This window comes from Burkholderia sp. B21-005, assembly GCF_020843965.1.
In the GTDB taxonomy this organism is placed as follows: Bacteria; Pseudomonadota; Gammaproteobacteria; order Burkholderiales; family Burkholderiaceae; genus Burkholderia; species Burkholderia ambifaria.
Map to the genome: position 1 here is coordinate 2,464,696 of NZ_CP086301.1, position 21,789 is coordinate 2,486,484.

General features: G+C 64.1%; 22 protein-coding genes and 1 tRNA gene. All 23 read right to left on the reverse strand.

What is annotated here, in order from left to right:
• Positions 1-6: 6 nt before the first annotated feature.
• The 23 genes from LMA02_RS11475 to LMA02_RS11585 all read right to left on the reverse strand — a co-directional run bounded on the left by LMA02_RS11475 (position 7) and on the right by LMA02_RS11585 (position 21,726).
• Positions 7-1,140 carry an acyl-CoA dehydrogenase family protein gene (locus LMA02_RS11475; protein WP_228904983.1) on the reverse strand — a complete coding sequence of 378 codons (1,134 nt, stop codon included), beginning with the start codon at positions 1,138-1,140 and terminating at the stop codon, positions 7-9.
• 19 nt (positions 1,141-1,159) lie between these two features.
• Positions 1,160-2,356: an acyl-CoA dehydrogenase family protein gene (locus LMA02_RS11480; RefSeq protein ID WP_011657475.1), complete on the reverse strand. Its 1,197-nt coding sequence runs from the start codon at positions 2,354-2,356 to the stop codon at positions 1,160-1,162.
• Between the two features lie 54 nt (positions 2,357-2,410).
• Positions 2,411-2,833, reverse strand: a complete 423-nt coding sequence (locus LMA02_RS11485) for a DUF1178 family protein (protein WP_006756910.1) — start codon at positions 2,831-2,833, stop codon at positions 2,411-2,413.
• Between the two features lie 138 nt (positions 2,834-2,971).
• Positions 2,972-3,562 (reverse strand): NUDIX domain-containing protein, encoded by a 591-nt coding sequence (locus tag LMA02_RS11490; protein WP_228904985.1) that lies wholly within the window; start codon positions 3,560-3,562, stop codon positions 2,972-2,974.
• Positions 3,563-3,816: 254 nt separating this feature from the next.
• Positions 3,817-4,113 (reverse strand): DUF2818 family protein, encoded by a 297-nt coding sequence (locus LMA02_RS11495; protein ID WP_228904987.1) that lies wholly within the window; start codon positions 4,111-4,113, stop codon positions 3,817-3,819.
• A complete protein-coding gene (gene nuoN, locus LMA02_RS11500; protein ID WP_228907630.1) occupies positions 4,113-5,567 on the reverse strand; it encodes an NADH-quinone oxidoreductase subunit NuoN in 1,455 nt (484 codons plus the stop codon). The genes LMA02_RS11495 and nuoN overlap by 1 nt, the downstream gene beginning before the upstream one ends.
• Positions 5,568-5,603: 36 nt before the next feature.
• Complete coding sequence (locus tag LMA02_RS11505) at positions 5,604-7,094, reverse strand: NADH-quinone oxidoreductase subunit M (protein WP_228904989.1); 1,491 nt, start codon at positions 7,092-7,094, stop codon at positions 5,604-5,606.
• An 18-nt stretch (positions 7,095-7,112) separates the two neighbouring features.
• Positions 7,113-9,167 carry an NADH-quinone oxidoreductase subunit L gene (gene nuoL, locus LMA02_RS11510; protein ID WP_212086688.1) on the reverse strand — a complete coding sequence of 685 codons (2,055 nt, stop codon included), beginning with the start codon at positions 9,165-9,167 and terminating at the stop codon, positions 7,113-7,115.
• Positions 9,168-9,184: 17 nt separating this feature from the next.
• Complete coding sequence (nuoK, locus tag LMA02_RS11515; protein WP_004185739.1) at positions 9,185-9,490, reverse strand: NADH-quinone oxidoreductase subunit NuoK; 306 nt, start codon at positions 9,488-9,490, stop codon at positions 9,185-9,187.
• 17 nt (positions 9,491-9,507) lie between these two features.
• Positions 9,508-10,158, reverse strand: a complete 651-nt coding sequence (locus LMA02_RS11520) for an NADH-quinone oxidoreductase subunit J (RefSeq protein WP_006750464.1) — start codon at positions 10,156-10,158, stop codon at positions 9,508-9,510.
• 114 nt (positions 10,159-10,272) lie between these two features.
• On the reverse strand, positions 10,273-10,761 hold the full coding sequence (gene nuoI, locus LMA02_RS11525) for an NADH-quinone oxidoreductase subunit NuoI (RefSeq protein WP_006398806.1): 489 nt from the start codon (positions 10,759-10,761) through the stop codon (positions 10,273-10,275).
• A 15-nt stretch (positions 10,762-10,776) separates the two neighbouring features.
• The gene (nuoH, locus tag LMA02_RS11530; RefSeq protein WP_006750463.1) at positions 10,777-11,844 is read right to left on the reverse strand and encodes an NADH-quinone oxidoreductase subunit NuoH; all 1,068 of its coding nucleotides are present in this window, start codon (positions 11,842-11,844) and stop codon (positions 10,777-10,779) included.
• Complete coding sequence (gene nuoG / locus LMA02_RS11535) at positions 11,845-14,175, reverse strand: NADH-quinone oxidoreductase subunit NuoG (RefSeq protein WP_228904991.1); 2,331 nt, start codon at positions 14,173-14,175, stop codon at positions 11,845-11,847. It lies immediately after the preceding gene.
• 84 nt (positions 14,176-14,259) lie between these two features.
• Positions 14,260-15,570: an NADH-quinone oxidoreductase subunit NuoF gene (gene nuoF, locus LMA02_RS11540; protein WP_006756904.1), complete on the reverse strand. Its 1,311-nt coding sequence runs from the start codon at positions 15,568-15,570 to the stop codon at positions 14,260-14,262.
• Positions 15,567-16,052, reverse strand: a complete 486-nt coding sequence (gene nuoE / locus LMA02_RS11545; protein WP_228904993.1) for an NADH-quinone oxidoreductase subunit NuoE — start codon at positions 16,050-16,052, stop codon at positions 15,567-15,569. Before nuoE ends, nuoF begins: the two co-directional genes overlap by 4 nt.
• A 168-nt stretch (positions 16,053-16,220) precedes the next feature.
• Positions 16,221-17,474 (reverse strand): NADH-quinone oxidoreductase subunit D, encoded by a 1,254-nt coding sequence (locus LMA02_RS11550; protein WP_011657482.1) that lies wholly within the window; start codon positions 17,472-17,474, stop codon positions 16,221-16,223.
• 9 nt (positions 17,475-17,483) lie between these two features.
• Positions 17,484-18,086, reverse strand: a complete 603-nt coding sequence (locus LMA02_RS11555; protein WP_228904996.1) for an NADH-quinone oxidoreductase subunit C — start codon at positions 18,084-18,086, stop codon at positions 17,484-17,486.
• A 21-nt stretch (positions 18,087-18,107) separates the two neighbouring features.
• On the reverse strand, positions 18,108-18,587 hold the full coding sequence (locus LMA02_RS11560) for a NuoB/complex I 20 kDa subunit family protein (RefSeq protein ID WP_006398799.1): 480 nt from the start codon (positions 18,585-18,587) through the stop codon (positions 18,108-18,110).
• Positions 18,588-18,650: 63 nt separating this feature from the next.
• Positions 18,651-19,010 carry an NADH-quinone oxidoreductase subunit A gene (locus LMA02_RS11565; protein WP_006398798.1) on the reverse strand — a complete coding sequence of 120 codons (360 nt, stop codon included), beginning with the start codon at positions 19,008-19,010 and terminating at the stop codon, positions 18,651-18,653.
• 154 nt (positions 19,011-19,164) lie between these two features.
• A tRNA-Leu gene (locus LMA02_RS11570) sits at positions 19,165-19,249 on the reverse strand.
• A 110-nt stretch (positions 19,250-19,359) separates the two neighbouring features.
• The gene (gene secG, locus LMA02_RS11575) at positions 19,360-19,737 is read right to left on the reverse strand and encodes a preprotein translocase subunit SecG (protein ID WP_114177584.1); all 378 of its coding nucleotides are present in this window, start codon (positions 19,735-19,737) and stop codon (positions 19,360-19,362) included.
• A 72-nt stretch (positions 19,738-19,809) separates the two neighbouring features.
• Positions 19,810-20,565, reverse strand: a complete 756-nt coding sequence (tpiA, locus tag LMA02_RS11580) for a triose-phosphate isomerase (RefSeq protein WP_228904997.1) — start codon at positions 20,563-20,565, stop codon at positions 19,810-19,812.
• 141 nt (positions 20,566-20,706) lie between these two features.
• Positions 20,707-21,726 (reverse strand): NAD(P)H-quinone oxidoreductase, encoded by a 1,020-nt coding sequence (locus tag LMA02_RS11585; protein ID WP_166723646.1) that lies wholly within the window; start codon positions 21,724-21,726, stop codon positions 20,707-20,709.
• Positions 21,727-21,789 lie beyond the last annotated feature (63 nt).

Genomic DNA, 21,789 nt, shown 5'->3' on the forward strand with positions numbered 1-21,789 from the left:
TCGCCGTCATGCCGCGTCGGCCTGCGCGAAATCCGGCAGGGCCGCGATACGCGCAAGATGGTGATCGATGTCGCCGAGTGTCGTCTCGATGATCGACAGCCGCTTGAACAGGTGCGCGGCGGCCACCTCGTTGGTCACGCCCATGCCGCCGTGCAGTTGCACGGCCTGCTGGCCGACGAAGCGCGCGGCCGCGCCGACCCGCGCCTTCGCGGCCGAAACCGCCTTGCGCCGCGCATCGGCATCGTCGCCCGCGTAACGCACCGCGGCCAGGTAGGTCAGCGAACGCGCCTGCTCCGCGTGAATCAGCATGTCGACCATCCGGTGCTGCAGCGCCTGAAAACGCGCGATCGGCACGCCGAACTGTTCGCGCGTCTTCGTGTATTCGACCGTCGCGCGGTTCAGTTCGTCGAGCGCGCCGACCGCTTCCGCGCAGAGCAGGAAGGTCGCGTAATCGGCAATCTGCTCGAGCGCGGCCGCGTCACGTGTGCCGCCCGTCAGTTGCCGTGCGGGCGTTTCATGCAGTTCGATCGTCGCGGCGCGCTGGCCGTCGATCGTCCGATAGTCGACGAGCTTCACTCCCGCGGCGTCGCGCTCGACGACGAACAGGCCGATGCCGCCGCCGTCGACCCGCGCGGGCACGATCCACACATGCGCCTGTGCGCCGTGCTGGACGACCGACTTGGTGCCGGTCAGCCGGTAAGAGCCGTCCTGCTCGCGCGCCTGCGTGCCGAGTTCGTACAGGTCGTAGCGCGCCCGCGGTTCGTGAAACGCAACCGCCAGGCGCTTTTGCCCCTGTGCGACCGCTTCCAGCAGCGCGGCATCGTCGCCCGTGCCGGACCCGGCCACCCGCAGCGCCTCGATGCCGACCGCCGTCGCCCAGTACGGCTCGACCACGAGTGCGCGGCCGAGCTCCTGCATCGCGACCAGCATGTCGACCGCGCCGCCGCCGAATCCGCCCTGTGCCTCCGGCACGGGCAGCGCGGTCAGGCCCAGTTCCGCGAATGCGCTCCATTGCGCGTCCGATACGCCCGCATCGCTGCGCACGATGGCCTGGCGTGCGTCGAAACCATACTGCTCGCCAAAATAGCGGCGCAGCGCGTCGGCGAACTGTTGCTGCTCATCGGTAAAGCTGAAATCCATGGTTGTCTCCGTTCCCTGATCACAGCCCGAGAATCATCTGCGCGATGATGTTCTTCTGAATCTCGTTCGAGCCGCCGTAGATCGACGTCTTCCGATAATTGAAGTAATACGCGGCGAGCGGCGCGGCATCGTCGTCGCCCGCGATGCTGTGTTCGCGCTCGCCCTCGAGGAACGGAACGTCGAACGGCGCCGCGAGCGGCCCGATCGCCTCGAACATCAGCTCGGTGAGCGCCTGCTGCACCTCGGTACCCTTGATCTTCAGCATCGACGCTTCGGGGCCCGGCCCCTTGCCGCTCGTCTCGCGGCTCACGACGCGCAGCACCGTCACCTCGAGCGCCATCAGCTCGACCTCGAGCGCCGCGACCTTCGCGGCAAACACGGGATCCGCGAGCAACGGCTTGCCGTTCTTCTGCTGGTGCGACGCCACGCGCTTCAGGAACACGAGCTCGCGCTTCGACGCGCCGACGCGCGCGATACCGGTGCGCTCGTGACCCAACAGGTATTTCGCGTAGGTCCAGCCGCGGTTTTCGTCGCCGACGAGATTCTCGACGGGCACCTTCACGTCCTCGAAGAACACCTCGTTGACCTCGTGATCCTCGTCGAGCGTGATGATCGGACGCACCGTGATGCCGGGCGTCGCCATGTCGATCAGCAGGAACGAGATGCCCTCCTGCTTCTTCGCCGCCGGATCCGTGCGCACGAGGCAGAACATCATGTCCGCGAACTGGCCGAGCGTGGTCCAGGTCTTCTGGCCGTTGACGACGTAGTGATCGCCGTGGCGTTCGGCGCGCGTGCGCAGCGATGCGAGGTCCGACCCGGAGCCCGGCTCCGAATAGCCCTGACACCACCAGTCGGTGCCGTCGAGGATGCGCGGCAGATAGTGACGCTTCTGCGCTTCGCTGCCGTATTTCATCAGCACCGGCGCGACCATCGACACGCCGAACGGCAGCACGGTCGGCGCGCCGATGCGGGCGCACTCCTCGTCCCAGATGTGCCGCTGCGTCGCGTTCCAGCCCGGGCCGCCATATTCAGCGGGCCATGCGGGCGCGGACCAGCCGCGCTGGCCGAGAATCCGGTGCCAGCTCGCGAAATCCTCGCGGTCGAGTCGTTTGTGATCGAGTACTTTGGCGCGCAGGGCGTGAGGCAGATTGGCCTCGAGCCAGGCGCGGACGTCAACGCGGAACGCGTCGTCGGCGGGGGAATAATCCAGATCCATGCGCAGTGTCTCCTGACCGCGGCCATCCGGCCCGGCCAAGACCCCCTGCGTACGTCATTGCAGCGGTTCTTTCAGCGCGGCAGGAATCGGCAGCGGCATCACGTCGATGCCTTCTTCAGCCAAGGATTGCGCATCCTCCGGCGTCGTGACGCCACGAATGCTGCGTGCCGGCGCCTCGTTGTAATGGATGCGCCGCGCTTCCTCAGCGAAGCGCTCGCCCACATTCTCGGTCTTCTCCAGCACCTCGCGCAGCGCGCGCATCACCTGCGCCTGCAGCGCACGCGGATCGGCCGGCTGTGCCTGCGTCGCACCCGACAGGTTCAGGCGCGGCGCCGACGGCATCCGGTTGATCTCGGTCGTCCCGCACACCGGACATTCGACCAGCTTGCGGGACAACTGCGCTTCGAACTCATCGGCGGAAGCGAACCAGCCTTCGAACCGATGACCGTGCGGGCACTGTAAATCGAGGACCTTCATGCTGTGAATCAGGGCGTGTGACGAGTGTAGCGCAAAACGCGCTTTTGTGAACGATCGTGCTAAATCAGGATCGCGCAGCCGGAAAGCGGCCGCGTCACTGGATTGTAACGCTGCGCCCCACCCGCCGCTGACGCGCCGTCAGGGTTTCTGGACCGGGCCGAGCGGCCAGGTGCCGGACAGTACCTTGTCGAGCCACATCATGCCGATGATGGTCTTCACGTCGGTGATCTGGCCCGTGCGCACCCACTCCTGCAGGTCGGCTGGCGTCGCCGTGAAGGTTTCGAGGAATTCGCCTTCGTCGAGCTTGCGCTCGCCGGCCGTCAGCCCGCGCGCCAGATACAGGTCGATGAATTCGGTCGAGTAGGAAATGATCGGATGAATTCGGGCCAGGAACACGTATTCGCGTGCCGTGTAGCCGGTTTCCTCGCGCAGCTCGCGCACCGCGCAGGCGAGCGCGCCTTCGTTCGGATCGAGCTTGCCGGCCGGGAATTCGGCCATGACCTTCCCGATTGGATAGCGATACTGGCTTTCCATCAGCACGCGGCCGTCGTCGAACAGCGGGATCACCATCACCGCGCCCGGGTGCTGAACGTATTCGCGCGTGGCCTGCTTGCCGTCCGGCAAACGGACGGTGTCGCGCTTGAGCTTGAGGAACGAGCCTTCGAAAATCGCCTCGCTCTCGAGGCAGGTTTCGGTCAGTGCGGCGTCGTGATTGGGTAGTTCGGCCATCGGCGGCTCCGTGATTGAGCGCGACGGCCAAGGGCCGGTCCGCGCTAATAACAAACTTGCGCTGGCCGCCAGAAGGGCCGAACACAAGGATTGCGACGAAGAGAATACTCGACGTATTCGCAACGAGCATGACGCCGCGATCGGCCGTGCTGGCGGCCAGCCCCACTACTACTGTGTTTTTTCAATCAGGCGAACGCGCATAGCGGGCCGCACCGCGCGTACGCAAGCTTGCGATCAGCGCGGACAGGCCCTTGTCAGCGTCGTTTGACGAGATACTGGAACGTGAAGCCGGGAAACGCGAACACGACAAAGAGACTGAAGGTGATCGCGTAAAACTGCCAGCCCTGTTCGAAGCGGTTGCCGGCGCGCGACTCGAGCCAGAAGCCGAGGGCGCCGACGACGAAATACAGCACGATCAGCTCGCCGATCCGAACCCACGCGTTCTTCTTCGTCGTGCCGAACGGCACGACGGCGAAGAGGCGTTGGTTCAGGAACGGCACGTTGGCGCATACGAGCGCCAACAGCACGATGAACCAGCCGGCTGCCGACATTACAGCGGCAGCGTATGACGGATCGCCTGCAGGCAGGCCGTCAGCAGCGGGCTCGGGATCAGGCCGAGCACGACGACCGCGATGCCGTTCAGCGCGAGGATCGTGCGCTTGCAGAAATCGCCGGTGATCGGGGTCGTGTCCTGCGGGGCATCGAAGTACATCAGCTTGACGATGCGCAGGTAGTAGAACGCGCCGAACAGCGACGTGATCACGGCCAGCACGGCCAGCCACGTGAGGCCCGCGTTGACGGTCGCCTCGAGCACCGCGAGCTTCGCGTAGAAGCCGACGGTCGGCGGGATACCGGCCAGCGAGAACATCATGACCATCATCACGAACGCAAACACGGGGCTGCGCTTGTTGAGGCCCTTGAAGTCGTCGATCGTCTCCGCTTCGAAATCGCGGCGCGCGAGCAGCATCACCACGCCGAACGAGCCGAGCGTCGTGATCAGGTAGACGATCGCGTAGAACATCGCCGAGCTGTACGCGTTTGCCGGTGCGGCCGCGTCGCCCTTCACGATGCCGGCGAGCAAGCCGAGCAGCACGAAGCCCATGTTCGAGATCGCCGAGTACGCGAGCATCCGCTTGATGTTGCGCTGGACGATACCGGTGATGTTACCGACGATCAGCGACAGCGCGGCGAGGATCACGAGCGCGGTCTGCCAGTTCTGAGCGAGCGGCAGCAGGCCCATCACCAGGAAGCGCAGACCCCACGCGAACGCGGCAACCTTCGGGCCGCCGCCGACGAACAGCGTCATCGCGGTCGGTGCGCCCTGGTAGACGTCCGGCACCCACATGTGGAACGGCACGGCGCCGAGCTTGAACGCGATACCGGCGACGATGAAGACCACGCCGAACATCAGCACGGCTGCGTCGGTGTTGCCGCCGACTGCCTTGTACACCTCGCCCAGCTCGAGCGAGCCGGTCGCGCCGTAGAGCATCGAGATGCCGTACAGCACGAAGCCCGACGCGAGCGCGCCCAGCACGTAGTACTTCATCGCGGCTTCGCTCGACTGCGGGGCATCGCGGCGCAGCGCGATGACCGCGTACAGCGACAGCGACATCAGTTCGAGGCCAAGGTACAGCGTCAGGAAGTTGTTGCCCGACACCATCACCAACTGACCGAGCAGCGAGAACATGCCCAGCAGGAATACGTCGCCGCGGAACATGTCGCGGTCTTCGAGGTATCTGCGCGAATAGACGAGCGAGACCGCGAAGCCGATCGACACGACGGCCTTCATCATGCTCGCGAACGAGTCGACGACGACCATTCGCGAGAAGAAGTAGTACTGGTGCGGGTCCAGCGCCTGCACCGCGAACCATACGCCGGCGACGACCGACGAAACCACCGCGATCAGATAGGTCAGGCGACGGCCAGCGGCACCGGTAAAGGTGTCGTTCAGCCATGCGACGACGATGGCGACCATCACCAGCGCGTCAGGCAACAGGACATTCATAGGTGCGTTCATGATCTTGATTTCCTCCGCTCGCGATTACTGGGCCAGCGGCAGTTTCGACTGCGCGACATGGGAGAGGAGGTTTTCCACGGAAACGTGCATCACGTCGGTGAAAGGCTTCGGATACAGGCCCATCAGCATCGTGAACGCGGCAAGCACGGCCAGCATCAGGAATTCGCGACGGCCGATGTCCTTCAGCTTGGCAACGTGATCGTTCGCGACCGCGCCGAAGTACACGCGCTTGTACATCCACAGCGTGTAGGCGGCGCCGAGGATCAGCGTGAATGCCGCGCCGAATGCGATCCAGAAGTTGTACTGGACGGCCGCGAGAATCACCATGAACTCACCGACGAAACCCGAGGTACCCGGCAGGCCGCAGTTGGCCATCGAGAACAGCATCGCGAATGCCGCGAACTTCGGCATCACGTTCACGACGCCGCCGTAGTCGGCGATCTGGCGCGAGTGCACGCGGTCGTACAGCACGCCGATGCACAGGAACATCGCACCCGACACGAAGCCGTGCGAGATCATCTGGATGATCGCGCCTTCGACGCCGAGCTGGTTGAAGATGAAGAAGCCGAGCGTCACGAAGCCCATGTGCGCGATCGACGAATACGCGACCAGCTTCTTCATGTCGGCCTGCACCATCGCGACGAGGCCGATGTAGATCACCGCGATCAGCGACAGCGTGATCACGACCGGTGCCAGGAAGTGGCTTGCGTCAGGCGTGATCGGCAGCGAGAAACGCAGGAAACCGTACGCGCCGAGCTTCAGCATGATCGCCGCCAGCACGACCGAGCCGCCCGTCGGCGCTTCCACGTGCGCGTCCGGCAGCCAGGTATGCACCGGCCACATCGGCACCTTCACCGCGAACGCGAGGAAGAATGCAATGAACAGCAGGATCTGCGGCGTCATCGCGATCTTGGCGTTCTGCCACGTCGCGAGGTCGAACGAATGCGTCTGCGTGTACAGGTAGATCAGCGCGACCAGCATCAGCAGCGAGCCGGCCAGCGTGTACAGGAAGAACTTGAATGCCGCATACACGCGGTTCGGGCCGCCCCACACACCGATGATGATGTACATCGGGATCAGGGTCGCCTCGAAGAACACGTAGAACAGCAGGCCGTCGGCCGCCGAGAACACGCCGATCATGATCCCGGACAGGATCAGGAAGGCCGCGAGGTACTGCGCGACGTTCTCGGTGATCACTTCCCACGCGGCGATCACGACGATCACCGTGATCAGCGCGGTCAGCACGACGAACCACATCGAAATGCCGTCGACGCCGAGGTGGTACGAGATGTCGAAGCGTTCGATCCAGGTCGACTGCTCGACGAACTGCAGCGCGGCCGTGCTCGAGTCGAAGCCCGTGATCAGCGGGATCGTGACCGCGAGACCGAGCAGCGAACCGATCAGCGCGACCCAGCGGGCCGTCCCCGGATTTTTGTCGTTACCCACCGCGAGCACGAGGAGGCCGAAAACGATCGGCAGCCAGATCGCGGTACTGAGAATCGGAAAAGCGTGCATTAGTGTTGTCCCCCCGCCTTATTTGCCGCCGAGCGTTACAAACAGGGTCAGGAGCCCCAGCATGCCGATGATCATGGCGAACGCGTAGTGATAGATGTAACCGGATTGGAGGAAGCGGATCACGCCGGCGAACCAGCCGATGAACCGGGCGCTGCCGTTGACGAGGCCGTCGATCACGACGACGTCACCTTCCTTCCAGAGGCCGCGGCCGATCGCCACCGAACCACGGGCGAACACCACTTCGTTGATCTTGTCCATGTAGTACTTGTTGTCCAGCAGCGTGTAGATCGGGCCGAACGCGCGGCGGATCGACGCCGGCAACTCCGGACGCTTCAGGTACAGGAACCATGCGACGACGACACCGGCGAGCGCCAGCCACACCGGCAGGCCCGACACCGAGTGCAGGCCCATGCCGACCCAGCCGTGGAACTCTTCGGCCATCTCGGTCAGTGCCGGATGGTTCGCGCCGATGAAGATCACCTTGTCGAATGCGACGCCGTGCTGGAAGAAATCGCCGAACAGCATCGGGCCGATCGCGATCGCGCCGATGATCACCGACGGAATCGCCAGCAGGACCAGCGGCACCCACACGACCCACGGGGTCTCGTGCGGCTCGTGCGCGTGGTCGTCATGACCGTGGCCATGGCCGTGATCGTCGTGGCCGTGCGCAGCCGCCATGCCCATCGGCGATTCCGGATGCTTCGGCTTGCGGAAGCGCTCTTCGCCGTGGAACACCAGGAAGTACATGCGGAACGAGTACAGCGCCGTGACGAACACGCTCGCGACGACCGCGAAGTACGCGAAGCCCGAGCCCGGCAGGTGCGACAGCTTCACCGCGTCGATGATCGAGTCCTTCGAGTAGAAGCCCGAGAAGAACGGCGTACCGATCAGCGCCAGCGAACCGACGAGCGACGTGATCCACGTAATCGGCATGTACTTGCGCAGGCCGCCCATGTTGCGCATGTCCTGGTCGTGGTGCATGCCCATGATCACCGAACCGGCGCCGAGGAACAGCAGCGCCTTGAAGAACGCGTGCGTCATCAGGTGGAACACGGCGACCGGGTAAGCGGACACGCCGAGCGCGACGGTCATGTAGCCGAGCTGCGACAGCGTCGAGTACGCGACAACCCGCTTGATGTCGTTCTGGACGATCCCGAGGAAGCCCATGAACAGTGCCGTGATCGCGCCGATCACCGTGATGAACGACAGCGCGGTATCCGACAGTTCGAACAGCGGCGACATGCGCGACACCATGAAGATGCCGGCCGTCACCATCGTCGCCGCGTGAATCAGCGCGGAGATCGGGGTCGGGCCTTCCATCGAGTCAGGCAGCCACACGTGCAGCGGGAACTGTGCCGACTTGCCCATCGCGCCGATGAACAGGCAGATACAGGCGACGGTCAGCAGGCCCCAGTCGGTGCCCGGGAAGTGCAGGCTTGCGAGCTCGGCGCGCTTCGCGAACACTTCGCCGTAGTTCATCGAACCCGCGAACGCGAGCAGCAGGCCGATGCCCAGCAGGAAGCCGAAGTCGCCCACGCGGTTCACGAGGAACGCCTTCATGTTCGCGTAGATCGCGCTCTCACGCGTGAAGTAGAAGCCGATCAGCAGGTACGACACCAGACCCACCGCTTCCCAGCCGAAGAACAGCTGCAGGAAGTTGTTGCTCATCACGAGCATCAGCATCGAGAACGTGAACAGCGAGATGTACGAGAAGAAGCGCTGGTAGCCATCTTCCTCCGACATGTAGCCGATCGTGTACACGTGCACCATCAGCGAGACGAAGGTCACGACGACCATCATCATCGCTGTCAGCGAATCGACGAGGAAGCCGATTTCGAGTTTCAGCGAGCCGACGTTCATCCATTCATAGACGGTCGCGTTGAAGCTCGCGCCGCCCATCACGTCGAGGAAGACTTTCGCCGACAGGAGGAACGCGATCAATACGCCGAGGATCGTGATCCGGTGTGCGCCCTTGCGCCCCACTGCGTTCCCGAACAGCCCCGCAATCAGCGAGCCGGCCAGCGGAGCGAGCGGAATCGCCAGCAGCAGGTTTTCATTGAGTGTCATTGACATAACAGCGTTGCCTGAAATTAACCTTTGAGCTGATCGAGATCCTCGACATTGATCGTGTCGAGCTTACGGAACAGGGTCACCAGAATCGCGAGACCGATCGCGGCTTCCGCTGCGGCGACGGTCAGCACGAAGAACACGAAGATCTGGCCGTGCACATCGCCGAGGTAGTGCGAGAACGCGACGAAGTTGGTGTTCACCGCCAGCAGCATCAATTCGATCGCCATCAGGATGATGATGATGTTGCGGCGGTTCAGGAAAATCCCGACGATCGCGATCGCAAAGAGGATCGCGCCGAGTACGAGGTAGTGAGCAAGAGTCAGCATGGTTTCTTTTCCTCCGCTTAGCCGTTGGTGCTCGTACCGGCTTCGCTCTGCGCCGTTTCCGGCTGCGGCTTTTCCGCTTCCATCTTCACGAGGCGCACGCGGTCGTTGCGGCGCACCTTGACCTGATCCGACACGCGCTGGCGCTTGCTGTCCTTGCCCTTGCGCTCGGTCAGCCCGATCGCGGCGATGATCGCGACCAGCAGCACCAGGCCGGCGATTTCAAACGCGAAGATGTAGTCGGTGTAGATCACCTTGCCGATCAGTCGCGTGTTCGACCAGTCGGCCATCGCGCCCGTCGCCATTGCGTGCACCGTGTGCGTGTCGCCGTAGCCGCGCCACAGGATCAGCGCGGTCTCGACCACGATGATCGCGCCGACCACCGTTGCCATCGGCACGAAGCGCTTGAAGTCGCGGCGCAGGTAATCGATGTTGATGTCCAGCATCATCACGACGAACAGGAACAGCACCATCACGGCGCCCACGTACACCAGCACCAGCAGGATCGCGAGGAACTCCGCTTCCAGCAGCATCCAGATCGCGGCGGCGTTGAAGAACGCCAGCACAAGGAAAAGCGCAGACGCCACCGGGTTGCGCGAAGTGATCACCTTCAGCCCTGATACCACCAGGAGCAGCGCGAAGATGTAGAACAGTACGGTCGTGAATTCCATGATTACCGGTTCATCGTTAGGCCATAGTCAGGCGCGGCTTGCGGGACGCTCTCGCGTGCCGCACCCGTCGCGGCGGCTCGACCCGTTCATGCCGGGCCGGCACTGCAAACACAATCAACGATACGGCGCGTCGGCGGCCTTCGCCGCAGCGATGTCCTTCTCGTAGCGATCGCCCACCGCGAGCAGCATTTCCTTCGTGAAATACAGGTCGCCGCGCTTTTCGCCGTGGTACTCGAGAATCTGCGTCTCGACGATCGAATCGACCGGGCAGCTCTCTTCGCAGAAACCGCAGAAGATGCACTTCGTCAGGTCGATGTCATAGCGCGTCGTGCGGCGCGTGTTGTCCGCACGCGTTTCCGATTCGATCGTGATCGCCAATGCGGGGCACACGGCCTCGCAGAGCTTGCACGCGATGCATCGCTCTTCGCCGTTCTCATAGCGGCGCAGCGCATGCAGCCCGCGAAAGCGCGGCGAAATCGGAGTCTTCTCTTCCGGGAACTGCACGGTGAACTTGCGCCGGAACGTGTAGCGACCGGTCAGCGCGAGCCCCTTCAGCAGCTCCGTCAGGAAGAAGGTCTTAAAGAAGTGTTGGATTGCCGTCATGATTTCGTCCGATCTTTACTTCACCCAGATGTTGAGCGGCGACATCATCCAGAAGCCGACCACGACCACCCAGATCACCGTGACGGGCAGGAACACCTTCCAGCCCAGACGCATGATCTGGTCGTAACGGTAGCGCGGGAACGTCGCGCGAACCCAGATGAACACCGACAGCAGCGCGAACACCTTCAGCACCAGCCAGAAGACGCCCGGAATGAACGACAGGAATTCGAACGGTGCATCCCAGCCGCCGAGGAACAGCGTCGCAGCGAGCGCCGAGATCACGATCATGTTGATGTACTCGGCGAGGAAGAACAGCGCGAACGCCATGCCCGAGTAATCGATCATGTGACCCGCGACGATCTCCGACTCCCCTTCCACCACGTCGAACGGGTGACGGTTCGTTTCGGCGATACCGGACACGAAGTAGACGACGAACGCCGGCAGGAGCGGCAGCCAGTTCCACGACAGGAAATTCACGCCGTGGCCGGCGAAGAAGCCGTGCTGCTGCGAGCCGACGATTTCCGACAGGTTCAGGCTGCCGGCCGTCATCAGCACGAGCACCAGCGCGAAGCCCATCGAGATTTCATACGACACCATCTGCGCAGCTGCGCGCATCGCGCCGAGGAACGCGTACTTCGAGTTCGACGCCCAGCCGGCGAGAATCACCGCGTACACGCCGATCGACGAGATCGCCATCGCATACAGCAGGCCGGCGTTCACGTTCGCGAGCACGGCTTCGGCCTGGAACGGGATCACCGCCCAGACGGCGAACGCCGGCACGACGGTCATGACCGGCGCGATCAGGTACAGCCAGCGGCTGGCGGCGCTCGGCTGAATGACTTCCTTCAGCAGCAGCTTCAGCACGTCGGCGATCGGCTGCAGCAGGCCGGCGGGGCCGACGCGGTTCGGGCCGAGACGCACGTGCATCCAGCCGATCAGCTTGCGTTCCCACAGAATCAGGTACGCGACGCACAGCAGGATCACGACGGCGACGACGAGGATGCGCACGATGGCCCACACCGTCGGCCATGCGATGCCGAGAAGCTGGGCTCCGCCCGCGTTGATCGTATCGAACAAGCTCATTTACGCCTTCTCCACCACCAGTTCACCGGACAGGCTGCCGAGCGCTGCGCCGGCAGGCGTCGCCGCCGACACGCGAACGACCGTCTCCGCAAGATTCGCGTCGCGCACGGCCGGCAACTGCACCGCACGCTCGCCCTGGCGCACGCGCACCGCGTCGCCTTCCTTCAAGCCCAGCTTGTCGAACAGCGCGGCCGGCAGGGCTGCGGCGTTCGCCACCTTCGCGGCGGCCGTCAGGTGCAGCGCACCTGCGCGGCGCACGAGTGCGTCGGCGTGATAGATCGGCACATCGGCGAGGCGCTCGAAACCGCCGTTCGCGGCAGTCGCCGCGACGCGTGCCGGCGCGACCGACGCCTGGTTCGACAGACGGCTCGCGACACCTGCATCGCCGAGCGCCGCAAGACGCACTTCTTCAGCGGTCTCGTATTCGAAGTTCGGCAGGCCGAGCAGGCTGCCGAGCACGCGCAGCACCTTCCACGCCGGACGCGTGTCGCCGAGCGGACGCACGACGCCGTTGAAGCTCTGCACCGAGCCTTCCGCGTTCACGTACGTACCGGCCGTTTCCGTGAACGGCGCGATCGGCAGCAGCACGTCGGCGTAATCGAGGCCGTGCTTGAACGGCGACATCACGACGACCATTTCGGCCTGGTTCAGCGCGGCAAGCGCCTGCGCCGGATCGGCGGTGTCGAATTCCGGTTCGACGTTCAGCAGCACGTAGCCCTTGCGCGGCTGCGCGAACGCTTCGCGCGCGTTCAGGCCGCCTTCGCCCGGCAGCGCACCGACGACGTGCGCGCCGACCGTGTTCGCCGCTTCCGTCAGGAAGCCGAACGTGGCGCCGGTGTTGTCGGCGATCCACTGTGCGACGGCGTGCAGCTGCGCGAATTGCGGATGACGGACGGCCACGTTGCCGAGCAGCACCGCACGGCGCTCGCCGTTCGCGAGCGACTGGGCGACCGCTTGCGCGGCCGGCGACGCAGTGACGCCCGCGAGCGTGTCCGGCAGCGCGACGCCGCGCAGTTGCGCAACGGCCGCGGCGACGCCGGCCAGTTCGTCGAGCCATGCCGACGGCGCGGCGACGATGCGCTTCGCGGTCGGGATCAGCGAGTCGTCGGCGGTCGCGTGCAGGAAGTGCAGCTTCGCGCCGTTCTTCGCGGCCTGACGCAGGCGTGCGGCGAACAACGGGTGGTCGCGGCGCAGGAACGAACCGACGACGAACGCGGCATCCACGTTCGACAGGTCGGCGATCGGCATGCCGAGCCACGGTGCGCCCTGGACCGGCGCCGAGAAATCCTGCTGACGCAGACGGAAGTCGACGTTCGGCGTCTTCAGTTCGTTGGCGAGCTGCTTCACGAGGAACAGCTCTTCAGCGGTGCTGTGCGCGCTCGCGAGCATCGCCAGCGCGTTCGCGCCGTGATCCGCGGCGATGCCCTTCAGGCCCTTCGCGACATACTCGAGCGCGGTCTGCCAGTCGGTTTCGATCCACTGGCCGCCCTGCTTCAGCATCGGCTTCGTCAGGCGCTCTTCGCTGTTCAGGCCTTCGTACGAGAAACGATCCTTGTCCGAGATCCAGCATTCGTTGATCGCTTCGTTCTCGAACGGCAGCACGCGCATCACGCGGTTGTTCTTCACCTGCACGACGAGGTTCGCGCCGACGGAATCGTGCGGGCTCACCGACTTGCGGCGCGACAGTTCCCACGTACGGGCGCTGTAGCGGAACGGCTTGCTGGTCAGCGCGCCGACCGGGCACAGGTCGATCATGTTGCCCGACAGCTCGGAGTCGACCGTCTTGCCGACGAACGTCGTGATTTCCGAGTGCTCGCCGCGACCCAGCATGCCGAGCTCCATCACGCCGGCGACTTCCTGGCCGAAGCGGACGCAGCGCGTGCAGTGGATGCAGCGCGACATCTCTTCCATCGAGATCAGCGGGCCCACGTTCTTGTGGAACACCACCCGCTTTTCTTCCGAGTAGCGCGACGACGACTTGCCGTAGCCGACCGCCAGATCCTGCAACTGGCATTCGCCGCCCTGATCGCAGATCGGGCAGTCGAGCGGGTGATTGATGAGGAGGAATTCCATCACCGACTGCTGCGCCTTCACGGCCTTGTCGGACTGCGTGTGCACGATCATGCCGGCCGATACGGGCGTCGCGCAGGCAGGCACGGCCTTCGGCATCTTCTCGACTTCGACGAGACACATCCGGCAGTTGGCCGCAACCGACAGTTTCTTGTGATAGCAGAAGTGAGGAATGTACGTATCCGCCTTGTGCGCAGCCTGGATCACCATGCTGCCTTCGGGCACCTCGACCTTCTTGCCGTCTATTTCAAGTTCAACCATGATGGTGAATGGTCCTTAACCTATTTCCGCCCGTTCGCGCCTTCGCCCGACCGTGCGCTCAAATTCCGCAACCGGTGCTTCGCTTCAGGCTGCCGCCGCGTGCGCGTGGCCGCCGACCATGCAGTGCTTGTGCTCGACGTGGTACGCGAATTCGTCCCAGTAATGCTTGAGCATCCCGCGCACCGGCATCGCCGCCGCATCGCCGAGCGCGCAGATCGTGCGGCCCATGATGTTCTCGGCAACCGAGTTCAGCAGGTCCAGATCTTCCTGGCGGCCTTCGCCGTGCTCGATACGATTCACGACGCGATACAGCCAGCCGGTGCCCTCACGGCACGGCGTGCACTGACCGCACGATTCCTCGTAGTAGAAGTACGACAGGCGCAGCAGCGAACGCACCATGCAGCGCGTCTCGTCCATCACGATCACCGCGCCGGAGCCGAGCATCGAGCCCGCCTTCGCGATCGAGTCGTAATCGAGATCGGTCTGCATCATGATGTCGCCCGGGATCACCGGCGCCGACGAACCGCCCGGAATCACGGCCTTGATCTTGCGACCGCCGCGCATCCCGCCGGCGAGTTCCATCAGCGTCGCGAACGGCGTGCCGAGCGGCACTTCGTAGTTGCCCGGACGCTCGACGTCGCCCGACACCGAGAAGATCTTCGTGCCGCCGTTGTTCGGCTTGCCGATCTCGAGGTAATTCTGCGGCCCGATGGACAGCAGGAACGGCACCGCGGCGAACGTCTCGGTGTTGTTGATCGTGGTCGGCTTGCCGTACACGCCGAAGCTCGCCGGGAACGGCGGCTTGAAGCGCGGCTGGCCCTTCTTGCCTTCGAGCGACTCGAGCAGCGCCGTTTCCTCGCCGCAGATGTACGCGCCGTAACCGTGGTGCGCGTGCAGCTGGAACGAGAATTCCGAGCCCATGATGTTGTCGCCGAGGAAACCCGCGGCACGCGCTTCATCGAGCGCGGCCTCGAAGCGTCGATACACTTCGAAGATTTCGCCGTGAATGTAGTTGTAGCCGACGGTGATGCCCATCGCGTACGCGCCGATGGCCATGCCTTCGATCAGCGCATGCGGGTTCCAGCGCAGGATGTCGCGATCCTTGAACGTGCCCGGCTCGCCTTCGTCCGAGTTGCAGACGAGGTACTTCTGCCCCGGGAACTGGCGCGGCATGAAGCTCCACTTCAGGCCGGTCGGGAAGCCCGCACCGCCACGGCCACGCAGGCCCGACGCCTTCACGTCGGCGATCACCTGCTCCGGCGGAATCTTTTCTTCGAGAATGCGGCGCAGCTGCTTGTAGCCGCCGCGCGCAACGTAATCTTCGAGATGCCAGTTCTCGCCGTTCAGACCAGCGAGGATCAGCGGTTTGATGTGACGGTCGTGAAGGGACGTCATTTCGAAAGCTCCTCAAGCAGCTGGTCGATCTTCTCGCGGCTCATGAAGCTGCACATTCTGTGATTGTTCACCAGCAGCACCGGCGCATCGCCGCACGAGCCCATGCATTCGCCTTCCTTCAGCGTGAACTTGCCGTCAGGCGTGGTCTCGCCGAAGCCGATGCCCAGCTTCTGTTTCAGGTACTCGGCCGTCGCCTCGGCGCCGCCGTCCGGACCAAGCTGGCACGGGAGGTTCGTGCAGAGCGTGATCTTGTGCTTGCCGACCGGGTTGAGCTCGTACATCGTGTAGAACGTCGCGACTTCCTGCACGGCGACGGCCGGCATGCCGAGATAGTCCGCGACGAACTGCATCAGTTCGGGCGACAGCCAGCCGTGCTCTTCCTGAGCAACGGCCAACGCCGACATCACGGCGGACTGTTTCTGATCGGCGGGATACTTCGTCAACGCTCGATCGATTTCCTTCAGGCCTTCAGCTGAGATCATTTTCAGACACGACTCTTTCAATTCCTACCGAACGAACAACCTGCCGCACTGCTGTGCATGGACGGCAGACCTGGCGCTCACTGTTGACAGCTTGCGAAGCCGCGCCGGCTCAGCGCGCATCGCGTGTGACTTACTGCTCGCCGCCCGCACGCGCAGGCGGCGCAACCATTAGCGATCGATTTCGCCGAACACGATGTCCTGCGTACCGATGATCGTGACGGCGTCGGCAATCATGTGGCCGCGCGCCATTTCGTCGAGCGACGCGAGATGCGCGAAGCCCGGGGCGCGAATCTTGAGGCGATACGGCTTGTTGGCACCGTCCGACACGAGGTAGATGCCGAATTCGCCCTTCGGATGCTCGACTGCTGCGTACGCTTCGCCTTCCGGCACGTGAAAACCTTCGGTGAAGAGCTTGAAGTGGTGAATCAAGTCTTCCATGTTGGTCTTCATGCCAACGCGCGACGGCGGTGCAACCTTGTGATTGTCCGTCATCACCGGGCCCGGATTCTTGCGGAGCCACTCAATACACTGTTTCGCGATGCGGATCGATTGGCGCATTTCTTCGACGCGCACCAGATAGCGGTCGTAGCAATCGCCGTTCACCCCGACCGGCACGTCGAAATCCATGCGGTCGTACACTTCGTACGGCTGCTTCTTGCGCAGATCCCATGCGATACCCGAACCGCGCAGCATCGGGCCCGTCAGGCCCATCTGCAGCGCACGTTCCGGGCTGACGACACCGATCCCGACCAGACGCTGCTTCCAGATCCGGTTGTCGGTCAGCAGCGTTTCGTATTCGTCGACGCACTTCGGGAAGCGCGTGAAGAAGTCGTCGATGAAGTCGAGCACCGAGCCGCTGCGCGCTTCGTTCATCCTCGCGAGCGCTTTCTCGTTGCGAATCTTCGACGCCTTGTATTGCGGCATTGCGTCAGGCAGGTCGCGGTAGACACCGCCCGGACGGTAGTACGCCGCGTGCATCCGTGCACCGGACACCGCTTCGTACACGTCCATCAGGTCTTCGCGCTCGCGGAATGCGTACAGGAACACCGCCATCGCGCCGACGTCGAGTGCGTGCGCGCCGATCCACATCAGGTGGTTCAGCACGCGCGTGATTTCGTCGAACAGCACGCGGATGTACTGCGCGCGCTCCGGCACGTCGATGCCGAGCAGACGCTCGATCGCGAGCACGTAGCCGTGCTCGTTGACCATCATCGACACGTAGTCGAGACGGTCCATGTACGGCACGGACTGGATGAAGGTCTTGCTTTCCGCGAGCTTTTCAGTCGCGCGGTGCAGCAAGCCAATGTGCGGATCGGCGCGCTGAATGACTTCGCCGTCGAGCTCGAGCACCAGGCGCAGCACGCCGTGCGCTGCCGGGTGCTGCGGGCCGAAGTTGAGGGTGTAGTTCTTGATTTCTGCCATGACGCCCCCTTAATGTTTCAGACCGCCATAGCGATCCTCGCGGATCACGCGCGGCGTGATTTCGCGCGGCTCGATCGTCACCGGCTGGTAGACGACCCGCTTCTCTTCCGGGTCGTAACGCATTTCGACATAGCCCGACACCGGGAAGTCCTTGCGGAACGGGTGGCCGATGAAGCCGTAGTCGGTGAGGATGCGGCGCAGGTCGGGGTGCCCTTCGAACACGAGGCCGTACAGGTCGAACGCTTCGCGCTCGTACCAGTTTGCGGAGGTCCAGATGTCGACGAGCGACGCCACGATCGGCAGATCGTCGTCCGGCGCGAACACGCGCAGGCGCAGGCGCCAGTTGTTCGTGATCGACAGCAGCTGCGACACGGCCGCGAAACGCGGGCCGTCGTACGCACCGTCGCCGTACGCCTGGTAGTCGACGCCGCAGAGGTCGATCAGCTGCTCGAAACGGAGCTTCGGATCGTCGCGGAGCGTCTTTGCGACTTCGAGGTAATCGCTCGCCTTCACGACGAGCGTCAGTTCACCGATCGCTTCGGTGAGGCTCACCACGCGCGCGCCGAGCGCGGCTTCGAGGTTTGCCTTGAGGATCTCGATTTTGCTTGCCATATTGAGGGGACGCTCGGGGCTTTATTGACGGGCGATGGTGTTGGTGCGGCGGATCTTCGCCTGAAGCTGGATCACGCCGTAGACCAGCGCCTCGGCCGTGGGCGGACAGCCCGGCACGTAGACGTCGACCGGCACGATCCGGTCGCAACCGCGGACCACCGAGTACGAGTAGTGGTAGTAGCCACCACCGTTCGCGCACGACCCCATCGAGATCACCCAGCGCGGCTCGGCCATCTGGTCGTACACGCGGCGCAGTGCAGGCGCCATCTTGTTGCACAGCGTGCCGGCAACGATCATCACGTCGGACTGACGCGGGCTCGGACGGAACACGACCCCGAACCGGTCCAGATCGTAACGGGCCGCGCCCGCATGCATCATCTCGACGGCGCAACATGCGAGCCCGAACGTCATCGGCCACAGCGAGCCGGTACGCGTCCAGTTGATCAGCTTGTCAGCCGTCGTGGTGACAAACCCTTCCTTCAAGACCCCTTCGATACTCATTTGCTTTCCACTCCAGACGAGCGACCCAGCGTGGCCGCCCATGCAAACCGGCGATTAACCCCATCACTCCCAGTCGAGACCGCCTTTCTTCCAGATATAGGCAAAGCCCAGCAGGAATTCGAGCAGAAAAATCATCATTGCGATGAAACCGGGCCAGCCGATGTCCCGCAGCGCGACGCCCCACGGAAACAGGAATGCGGTTTCGAGATCGAAGATGATGAACAGGATGGCGACGAGGTAGTACCGGACGTCGAATTTCATCCGGGCGTCTTCAAAGGCTTCGAAGCCGCACTCGTATGGTGCGTTCTTCTCGACGTCCGGCTTGTTGGGACCAAGGAGCTTGCCGATGCTGACCAGCGCTATACCTAAACCAGTGCCCACGAGGAGGAACAACAAGACGGGGTAATAGGCTGCGAGGTTCAAGGCAATCCTCTATCGGTTGGTTCTGAGCGTCCGGAGAATACCACTTCCGGCGGAAGGAATCATTTCGGAGTGCGTGCGATCACAAGACAATCGCAAGACATACCCCACAAATGAAAAATGCCAGCCACTAGAAGCGGCTGGCATTGAGTAACTTTGGTGCCGACGGCGAGACTCGAACTCGCACAGCTTTCGCCACTACCCCCTCAAGATAGCGTGTCTACCAATTTCACCACGTCGGCACTGCATGCAACTCGGGTTGTGCTGCTTGTTCCCGCGAATCGCTTCAAGAATTAAATTCTAACCCGAGTTCCAGATTTGTTCAACGCACAAACGCAAAAAATTCGACTTTTTATTTCGGGACATCCTGGCCCGGCGCGCTCGCGGCCGAACCGGCTGCAGCGGACGCCGCGACGGCCGGCGCCGACGCTGCGGGCGCCGATGCCGGTGCAGTCGCAGCCGCGCCCAGCACGCCTGCCGACGGCGTTGACTTGTACGAGCCGAGGTACGTCAGCGCGAGCGTCGCGACAAAGAAGATCGTGGCCAGCACGCCCGTCGTGCGCGACAGGAAGTTCGCCGAACCCGTCGCACCGAACAGGCTGCCCGACGCGCCGCTGCCGAATGCAGCGCCCATGTCGGCACCCTTGCCGTGCTGCAGCAGCACGAGCCCAATCACACCGAGTGCAGACAGCACCTGCACGACAATAATCAGCGTCTTGAATAACAGCATCACACCCACCCGATTGGATCAGGCGACCGGACCAACCGGCCGCCATCATGTTTCAATTCGACCCCGGACCGCTCAACGTGCGGCCCGGCAGATCGCCAGGAAATCTTCCGCCTTCAGCGACGCGCCGCCGATCAGGCCGCCGTCGATGTCCGGCTGCGCGAACAGCTCTTCCGCGTTGTCCGGCTTCACGCTGCCGCCGTACAGCACCGACACGTCCGCCGCACCCTTCGCCGCGAGGCGCGCACGCAGGAACGCGTGCACATCCTGCGCCTGCGCCGACGTCGCGCTCTTGCCCGTACCGATCGCCCAGACCGGCTCGTACGCGACGACGATGCGAGCCGCCTCGTCAGCCGTCAGCACGGCCAGCACGGCGTCGAGCTGAGCACCGACCACCTGCTCGGTCGCGCCCGCTTCACGCTCGTCGAGCGTTTCGCCGACGCACACGACGGGCGTGAGGCCTGCCGCGAGCGCGCGCTGCGTCTTTGCCGCGACGGTCTCGTTGCGCTCGCCGTGATACGCGCGACGCTCCGAGTGACCGACGATTGCATAATGCGCGCCGAACTCCGCCACCATCGCGGCAGCCACTTCGCCGGTGAACGCGCCCTGCTCGTGCGCGGACACGTCCTGCGCGCCGAACGCGACACGGCCAGCGCCGAGCTGCGCCTGAACCTGCGCGAGATACGGGAACGGCACGCACACGCCGATCGACGTTTCAGCCGCCACCGCGCCCGCGCCCTGCACCACTTCATTCAGCAACGCCTGGTTGCCGGCCAGCCGGCCGTGCATCTTCCAGTTGCCGATCACTCGCTTTGTTCGTTGTTTCGACATCGTGTCTGTCTCGTCACTATCGTGTCATTAACGTACCGGAAACCGGCCGTCAGGCTGGATCTGGCGAAGCAAACCCGCGATTTTACTGCGCGCGGCTTGAACCGGTCAAACCGCGCATGTCAAGTCCGGCCGCACGGACCGTCAGGCGGTCGTACCCCAATCGAGCACGATCTTGCCGATATGCTCGCCGCTCTCCATCAGCGCATGCGCCTGCGCGGCCTCGCCGGCCGGCAGCACGCGGTAGATGACAGGCTTGATGCGACCGTCCGCGAGCAGCGGCCAGACGCGCGCCTTCAGCTGGGCGGCGATGCGCGCCTTGAACTCGACCGGACGCGGACGCAGCGTCGAACCCGTCACCGTCAGCCGGCGACGCAGGATCTCGTTCAGGTTGACCTCGGCCTTCGCGCCGCCGAGCAGCGCGATCAGCACGAGGCGGCCGCCATCCGCGAGCGCGGACAGCTCGCGCGGCACGTACGAACCGGCCACCATGTCGAGAATCACGTCGACGCCGCGATCGTGCGTCAGCGACTTCACGACTTCGACGAAATCTTCGGTCTTGTAGTTGATCGCGCGTTCGGCGCCGAGCGCCTCGCACGCACGGCATTTGTCGGCGGTGCCGGCCGTCGCGAACACGCGAAAGCCGAGCGCATGCGCGATCTGGATCGCCGTCACGCCGATCCCGCTCGAGCCGCCCTGCACGAGCAGCGTTTCCTGCTCGCCGCCCTCGCCCGCGCCCAGCAACGCACGGTCGAACACATTGCTCCACACGGTGAAGAACGTTTCGGGCAACGACGCGGCTTCGATGTCGGTCAGCCCGTCAGGCACCGGCAGACACTGCGGCAACGGCGCGACCGCATATTCGGCGTAGCCGCCGCCCGCGAGCAGCGCGCAGACGCGGTCACCGAGCTTCAGGCCGAACGGGTTCAGCGCGGCATCCGACAGGTCGCCGCCGACGATCTCGCCCGCGACCTCGAGGCCCGGCAGATCGGAGGCGCCCGGCGGCGGCGCATACGCACCCTTGCGCTGGAAGACATCCGGCCGATTCACGCCGGAAGCCGCCACCTTGATCAGCACTTCGCCGCGCTTCGGTTCGGGACGCGGACGCTCCGCGAGCTTCAGCACGTCGGGGGCGCCGAATTCGGTGATTTCGATGGCTTTCATGGTGGTCGCTCCAGGATCGGAATCGGGGGCACATCCGTGCGCGGCACGGACGCCTCGCCGGCG